At 48.3% G+C, this 4,950-nt stretch carries 10 protein-coding genes; all 10 read right to left on the reverse strand.

Annotated features, from left to right (window positions below; translation table 11 throughout):
• Positions 1 to 180: 180 nt before the first annotated feature.
• Positions 181 to 423: a hypothetical protein gene (locus ACKI4H_RS09010; protein WP_407305201.1), complete on the reverse strand. Its 243-nt coding sequence runs from the start codon at positions 421 to 423 to the stop codon at positions 181 to 183.
• A gap of 12 nt (positions 424 to 435) precedes the next feature.
• On the reverse strand, positions 436 to 711 hold the full coding sequence (locus ACKI4H_RS09015; protein WP_407305202.1) for a hypothetical protein: 276 nt from the start codon (positions 709 to 711) through the stop codon (positions 436 to 438).
• A 67-nt stretch (positions 712 to 778) separates the two neighbouring features.
• Complete coding sequence (locus tag ACKI4H_RS09020) at positions 779 to 1,045, reverse strand: hypothetical protein (protein WP_407305204.1); 267 nt, start codon at positions 1,043 to 1,045, stop codon at positions 779 to 781.
• A complete protein-coding gene (locus ACKI4H_RS09025) occupies positions 1,042 to 1,686 on the reverse strand; it encodes a hypothetical protein (RefSeq protein ID WP_407305205.1) in 645 nt (214 codons plus the stop codon). The genes ACKI4H_RS09020 and ACKI4H_RS09025 overlap by 4 nt, the downstream gene beginning before the upstream one ends.
• A 6-nt stretch (positions 1,687 to 1,692) precedes the next feature.
• Positions 1,693 to 2,295, reverse strand: a complete 603-nt coding sequence (locus tag ACKI4H_RS09030) for a hypothetical protein (RefSeq protein ID WP_407305206.1) — start codon at positions 2,293 to 2,295, stop codon at positions 1,693 to 1,695.
• Between the two features lie 9 nt (positions 2,296 to 2,304).
• Entirely contained in the window at positions 2,305 to 2,754 is a 450-nt protein-coding gene (locus ACKI4H_RS09035; RefSeq protein WP_407305207.1) for a hypothetical protein, read from the reverse strand.
• Between the two features lie 24 nt (positions 2,755 to 2,778).
• Entirely contained in the window at positions 2,779 to 3,465 is a 687-nt protein-coding gene (locus tag ACKI4H_RS09040) for a PD-(D/E)XK nuclease family protein (protein ID WP_407305208.1), read from the reverse strand.
• Positions 3,462 to 4,025, reverse strand: a complete 564-nt coding sequence (locus ACKI4H_RS09045) for a hypothetical protein (protein ID WP_407305210.1) — start codon at positions 4,023 to 4,025, stop codon at positions 3,462 to 3,464. The genes ACKI4H_RS09040 and ACKI4H_RS09045 overlap by 4 nt, the downstream gene beginning before the upstream one ends.
• Positions 4,022 to 4,705, reverse strand: coding sequence for a hypothetical protein (locus ACKI4H_RS09050; RefSeq protein ID WP_407305212.1), 684 nt, complete (start codon positions 4,703 to 4,705; stop codon positions 4,022 to 4,024). The genes ACKI4H_RS09045 and ACKI4H_RS09050 overlap by 4 nt, the downstream gene beginning before the upstream one ends.
• Before the next feature lie 15 nt (positions 4,706 to 4,720).
• A partial coding sequence (locus tag ACKI4H_RS09055; RefSeq protein ID WP_407305214.1) for a hypothetical protein occupies positions 4,721 to 4,950 on the reverse strand: 230 nt, incomplete at its 5' end.

Genomic DNA, 4,950 nt, shown 5'->3' on the forward strand with positions numbered 1-4,950 from the left:
GGTGATGGAATGCCGATCAGCCCTGCTGGGTACGAGGTGAGCCCAACAGTTTCGATGGTCATCTTGAGCACGTCAGAAGCCGCAGATGGGTCTGACGTGACTGACAATCGGGTCTTTGTTTGGAACGGGACCAACTGGGAGCCAAGGGAGTAGGAGCGACTCACCGCTCCCACATCTGGGTTACCAGAGATCAGGCTCAGGATAGATGCAGTCGATGCTGTGGACGATCTTCTTAGCATTCAGCTTCTCGACGAATTGCTCGAGCACATCCCGGTCCTTGAAGACGTAGGTCTTGCGGCTCGGCAAGCCGATGTAACCGATTTCTTTTTTGTCCCAAAGCTCTGCATAGTTCGCTTGCAGAATCTTCCAGCTCTTGGAATCGTCGCGCTTACCAATCGTGACCGTGTTTTTGGGATCGTTCATGATGGCTCCTGATTACTTTGCGTCTTCGACGCGGCAACGCTTGAAGTCATAATCGTGGCAGATTGCCGTCGTGATGTTCGGGCTTTCTGCTTTACGACGATAGCAAGGATACAGCCAACCATCTACTTCAGCCAGCAGAAGCTCTCCACGAGCTTTCGTTTCATAGTCAAAGATGCCGTCGTACTCCCCAACTACATGTACCTTTTGATAATCGATCGTGACAGGTTTGTCACGACGACCGCCTTTTACACGAGGTTTGATGTAGGAAGGGAAGGTATCGTTTGCCATTTTGATTTCCAGTGTTATTCAGTCGATGAGTAATTATACTCTATCCTGAATCAAATGTACACTAGATTTAATCAACTAATGCGCTGGCAATTCCACGAACAGCACGATACATCTTGCCCTTGTTCTCATCTGCTTGGTTGAAGTCCTTCGACATCTTCAGGACGTGGTCCTTGATGCGTTCGTACTTCTCCGGTTCAGAGCGCTTGAGGTCATCAAATTGTTTCATAAGCTTGTCGTAGACCTTGTCAAGGCCATCTAAGGTTCCGAGGTCTTGGCCAAAGCTGTCAAGCAGCTCGTCGAATGCTGCTTCTTTTAGAAGTTCTTTAATTTTCATACAAACCAATCAATGTAAGTGCCAGCAAAATTAGCGGGCTGATATAGCCAAATGCCATCCTCAGTGGTTGTGATCTTGATACCGAACTTGATCATCTCAAGTGTCCCCACCAAAATTGGTGAAACTGCGGTGATGAAGTGTGGTCCGGCCGGGAACATAACAAGGGTCCCCCGCTGTGGTACTAACGAGAAGTTGTATGCTGGAAATTCTAACTTACCGCCATACACCTCAATACGAGGATCAAGCGGCACACCGCTTCCGTAGTCCTTCAACCACACATACCCCACGAGGTCGACATCCTTAGTTTTCACCCACTTCTTGCGCACATACTTAGAGTTCTCGCAGCCGTGCGGTTCAGCAGGGCGCTTTGGATCCTCGAAGTACTGTTGAAAGTGAGGTGTTTCCATTCCTTTGATCTTGGCGTCATAACGCTCTTGAATGTCCTGCCCATTCTCAAGGACTGCTTGTTGAATAAGGTGGAGCAACTCAGGGTCCTTGATGAGACGCTCGTTTTTAAGGGGGCGCCCATCTTCAGCGAGGGATGGCTCACGGATGCCAAGTTCAGCAATGATCCTCTCACAGTTTGCCGGTGAGATGAAGTCCTCAACGACGTGAAACGGGCTGTGTGTTTTATCTGTCATATATTATTATTTATTGGAAAACATATCGCGGAGGTCCTTGCCAACCTTCAACGTTGCCTTCCCTTGGGATTCTTGTACGGGAATTTCGATTGAGGTGCGGTGCTTGTCGACAGTGATATCAACACGTGAAGCTAGTTTCGCGACATCTGCAGGGAAGAACGTGAAGCGGCTCTCGTTCAGGGAGTAGACTGTCTTCGAACCGATGTTGAGACCCTCAACGCAGAGCAGTGAGACGTCGCTGTTGTGGGTGACTGCCTCAATCAGCTCACCATCCACATTAACCATCCCGAGGGATTCGAAGTTGAAGTCATCGCCACCAGTGTCTACGTCTGTGTCATCAGCTTCTGTGTCATCAGCATTAGCTTCTACGTCATCAGCATCAGATGTAGAGTCGTCAATCACCCCAGCTCCTGGTTGATAGGCATAGCCTGGACCAAAGCCGTAAGCATTTGGCCCCATCAAACCAAGTACGATGTGGAGCAGCGCCTTAGGAGTTGGCTCCTCAATATCGACATCGTAGCCGGCGCCCTTGAGCAGCTTCACTGCGTCAGTAACGTCTGAGTTGGCATCCGCGGGTGCAACAATTACAATTTTCTTTTTATCTGCCATGGTAGTTCCTTATTTGAGACCTGCAAGGGCCTTGATGCGGTCCTTGCTGTAGACGTATTGTTCAGGTTTCTTGGCTTCAACAACGGTGATCGGGGTTGACATCTTTGCTTCATGAGCCAGCTTCATCTTGTCGACACCAATTCGCTTGATGACTTGGTAAGTGCTGAATGTTCCAGTATCTGGGCACGTAAAGCTGACTGTGAAGGTGACGTCAAAGGCGGTGATGTTACTTCCGCCACCTGATGATACTGACGCGATGTTTGAGGAATAGACCAACACGCTCTCTGGATCGATGTCGCCAGAAGCAACGCCCTCCGCCGAAGCAGCGGTGTCTGGCAGGTCCATTGAAATAGTCGTCATTGGTAGCTCAACTGTCATTTCTGGTTGAGGTGCTGATGTGGCTGGATCGAGACCGGCGCCGTTGGCATAGTCATCGTTCATTTCGTTTAGTTTGGTCATGATATTTCCATAGTGATCAGTTATTTATGCTGGAGATACTGATGACAGAATCTTTGCCCAGTATGCCTTAACCCGTGCTTCTAGCTCATCACGCAGGAGCTGCGTGAACACGACTTTAAATTCTTGAGGGAAGCCAGTCTCAGCCACCATAAGGATGATGCCTTGATCGATGTTTGTACCAAACATTTCATTGTGGGCAGTCGCGTAAAAATAAATTTGCAACTCGTAATCATGGATATCCTTCTTTCCTTTTACTCGCGAAGCGGTCTTGAAGTCAACGATGACTGGAACGCCCTTATACTTTCCAACCAAGTCACAACGCCCAGCAACGCAGAGCGACGTGGAGTAAAGCGCGACCTCTTGTCCCCAAATTTCATCAATCTTGTCGAGCTTCAGTTTGAGAGCATTGAATGCCGCCATATCTAGGTAAGGAACAGGCTGACCATTAATTGGAGCGTCAACCTTTTCTTTCTTCAAGTAGCGTTCAGCCAGTAGGTGGACATTCGTACCATGGTCAGTTGCTTTCTTCGATACTGCATCGGCCTTTGAATGGCCTAGAGAGTTGCGCCAGTTCTGCAGTGAGGCTACCTTGTCAGGTGGTGCTGTCGTACCAAGTATAGTCGTGATGGAGGGGTAGGACCCATGTTCAGTATCATACCACCGGCCACCAAGGGCGGACTGTGTCGCAATCTCTGGATAGTCGTAGTTCATAAGTTTGTTTTGATATTTTCTATGTCACTCGGAGATTGAACACACAGAGCATAATATTCTTTACAAGAGATCATGATCTCATGATCACTCTCTATTGCCTCAGGAAGATTGGTAGTCTTGTAGTTCGCATCTTTTAGAGTATCAAGTAATGTTGAAGGATTTCTTCTTGCTGCAATAAACAGATCATTAATATATTCCGACCAAATAAATTTGAAGTCACCTATTGGGAAAATTGCATAAGCTGCTCCATATGAGAGTGCATCAATAAAATCTCCTGTACAAAAAACAGCTTCACTTCGAGCTTTGACGCCGAACTTTTCGTTAAACCAATCGTCCATTATTTTGTGAAGCCGAATATCCGTATTCCTCGGTTTGCGATCTGTGCGAGGGGTTTTCTTTGAAAACACAACGGCTTTTTCACCTACAGCACTGCGCATCCCACGGTAGAGAAGACCACCATTTGCCTGAGACAGGAAAGGCTTACAGTCACGCTGAATTAACCCGATCGCACTACCAAAATCTTGTGGTAGCTCATCTTCGTAAAGTTCGATGATCTTCATTTGTTTACGTTCATCCTTGCTAGCCGCTTGCTCAATGACTTCTTCCTCGTTCGCTTTGATTTCAAAAGACGGATGAAGGTCTTACGTTTTCCTGCAATGCTTAACTTCATTCGTGTAGACGCCTTTGCGCGTGGTTTGTACGCAGTCTTGATGTTCGCAACGACACGGCCTTTGCGATAACCAGAGGTAACACGAAAACCGCGCTTGATTGTCTTTCCTGCTCGACGATAGGCGCGGTGCGTTGCTTCTTTTACTTGATCTATTTTATCATCAATCGGCTCTTCATGGTCAGCTTGTTCAGATTCGATTTTCTCTTCTTCCTCATGCTGCTCAACACCGAGCTCCTTGAGGGTGTCAAGGTCAAGAACAACTCCGTTTGGATAAACGGAGTCTCCTGTACGGGTGAGCACGATGCTGTCATCCGTCGGTTCAACCAGAATGACCTTTCCATTCTGATCCTTGATCTCGCCTGGTGAGCCGTCCTCAGCAATGTCAAAGAACTTGTTCAACTCATCGATGTCGAGCTTCAGTTGGAAACCGTCGCAAGACAGAATGAGACCGTGGGTCGCAAGGTGGCCGATAGACCAACCGTCTGGAGAAGCTGGGCCGACATCGGCCGGAGCTTCTGCATCCGGCTCAACACCTTCTATCTCGTCGTTGATTTCCTTGAGCAAGCTCATGTTAGCCTTTTTGACTTAGTACGAAGGGTCAGTCGAGTAAGCGTGGACGGTGATGTCTTCGCCGTGCTTGGCCATCCAGTCTTCCATTGCTTTCTGGTTCTTGAACTTCTTCGACCATGGCTTAGACTGCATTCCCTTGACGCCGCTCACTTCGATCGGTACCTCCTTTTCTTTTGGCAGCTTAGGCTTCTTGACCTCCTGCAGCGTGCCGGCGATGGGCGAGGGGATCTCGGTGTCGACCTTGT

Origin of the sequence: Acinetobacter sp. (genome assembly GCF_045628685.1) — a bacterium.
Classification (GTDB): domain Bacteria; phylum Pseudomonadota; class Gammaproteobacteria; order Pseudomonadales; family Moraxellaceae; genus Acinetobacter.